Origin of the sequence: Micromonospora sp. M51 (assembly GCF_018070305.1) — a bacterium.
GTDB lineage: Bacteria > Actinomycetota > Actinomycetes > Mycobacteriales > Micromonosporaceae > Micromonospora > Micromonospora parva.
This window is the reverse complement of record NZ_JAGPXZ010001017.1, coordinates 1-1,807: the sequence shown is the minus strand read 5'-3', so window position 1 is coordinate 1,807 and position 1,807 is coordinate 1. Positions and strand designations below refer to the sequence as shown.

Genomic DNA, 1,807 nt, shown 5'->3' with positions numbered 1-1,807 from the left:
CTCGTACACCTGGTTGCCCTTGTTGCCCTTGAGCCTGGCCAGCTCGACCCATTCGCCGTCGTCGAACACCCGCCAGCCGGCAGTGCCCGGCAGGACGGGTTGGTCGGTCAGCCACACCCGCAGGTCTGGACCGTTCGACGTGTTCAGCTCCCGAATGACGAGCTGGTGGCGCCCGTCGGCGCGCCGGTGGATCTCGGCCGTGCCGGTCGTGCGGTGCTCATGGGTGACGAACTCGCCGACGGTCAGGATCTCGTTCGCCGCCGGGGCGGCTGCCGAGGCCGCGGGGGCCGGGGACGACGGGATCGGGGTGGCCGATGCCGGCGTCACCCCGGGCAACGCCTCGTCGACGTAGGTGTCGGTGACCAGCTTCCACGGCTGGAACCAGTAGAGGGCCAGCGCCGCCACGACGACAGCTGCGGCGAGACCAGCCCGGACCACCGGCGACCGGAACATCCGTTTTCCCACCCCCGCAGCGTACGGCCGCGCATGTCGTCGAACGCGTCGCGAACCCTTTCGGAACTCTTACGACGGGGTATCCGCCAGAGCCTGGCCGCACGGGCACGCCCCCTGGCCCGCCGGCAACAGTCTCACCGCCTCGCCGAGCAGGACGCGCAGCCGATCGACGTTCCGGGCGAAGACGGTGAACACCTCCTGCTGCGTCACCCCCTGGCCGACCTCGACGCCCGAGTCGAGGTCGGTCACCAGTGACAGCGCGGTGTAACACAGTGCCAGCTCACGTGCCAGCACCGCCTCGGGATGACCGGTCATGCCGACGACCGACCAGCCCTCCCGGCCGTACCACTGCGATTCGGCGCGGGTGGAGAACCGGGGCCCCTCGATGACGACCATGGTGCCGCCGTCGACCGGCCGCCAACCGGTGGTGCGGGCGGCGTCCACCACCGTGGCCCGCCCGACCGGACAGTAGGGGTCGGCGAAGGGCACGTGCACGACCGGGGGGAGTTGCCCGTCCGCGCCGGCCCGTCCGTCGTAGTAGGTCTGCTCGCGGCCGCTGGTCCGGTCGACCAGTTGGTCCGGTACGACGAGGGTGCCGGGGCCCAACTCCGGGCGCAGACCGCCCACGGCGCCCGGCGCGAGCACCTGGCGGACGCCGAGTGCGCGCAGCGCCCACAGGTTGGCCCGGTAGTTGATGCGCTGAGGAGGGAGCGTGTGCCGGCGTCCGTGGCGGGGCAGGAACACCACCGGCCGTCCGGCGAGACTCCCGACGGACAGCAGGTCGCTGGGCGCTCCGTACGGTGTGTCGACGGTGACCTCGGCGACGTCGTCGAGGAACTCGTAGAAACCGGAACCGCCGATCACGCCGACCGGCGCGCCATCGGTCGGGCTGATCTCTGCTGCAGACATGGGGGTGACCCTCCTGGGCGACGGATGGCAGAAACACGTGGGGCGGGTTCAGCGACTGTCGCTTCGTCGATGCGTGACGCGCCGGTCGACAGCGGTGGCGACGATCAGCACGATCGCGATCGCGGCCCAGACGACAGCCAGCCCGACGGCGAGCCCCAGCGGGTAGTCGCGGTCCGGCAGGCCCGGGTTCGGCGGCGCCGACGGCGGTCGCCACAGCAGCGGCACCGCGATCAGCAGCAACGTGGCGCTGGCCAGCAGGCCGGCGGCGATCCAGGCCCGGCGTCGCCGGTCGGTCACCAGGCGGCCCAGCGCCAACCCGACGAGCCCGACCAGCGGTGCCACAAGGACGTCGTGCAGCGCCGGGCCGCCGATCAGCCACGGCAGCGCGTAGCCGAGCAGGGGGAGGAGCAGCAAACAGCCGTCCGCCGAGGCCGCGGCGCGGAGC

Annotated in this window: 3 protein-coding genes; all 3 read right to left on the bottom strand. The window is 72.3% G+C overall.

Annotation, left to right across the window (positions count from 1 at the left end):
- Nucleotides 1-453, bottom strand: a 453-nt coding sequence (locus KBX53_RS31955; protein WP_210863547.1) for a DM13 domain-containing protein, incomplete at its 3' end; no start/stop codon positions are given.
- A gap of 69 nt (nucleotides 454-522) precedes the next feature.
- Nucleotides 523-1,347, bottom strand: a complete 825-nt coding sequence (locus tag KBX53_RS31950; RefSeq protein WP_210863545.1) for an S-methyl-5'-thioadenosine phosphorylase — start codon at nucleotides 1,345-1,347, stop codon at nucleotides 523-525.
- Nucleotides 1,348-1,410: 63 nt separating this feature from the next.
- Nucleotides 1,411-1,807, bottom strand: a 397-nt coding sequence (locus KBX53_RS31945) for a hypothetical protein (protein ID WP_247676526.1), incomplete at its 5' end; no start/stop codon positions are given.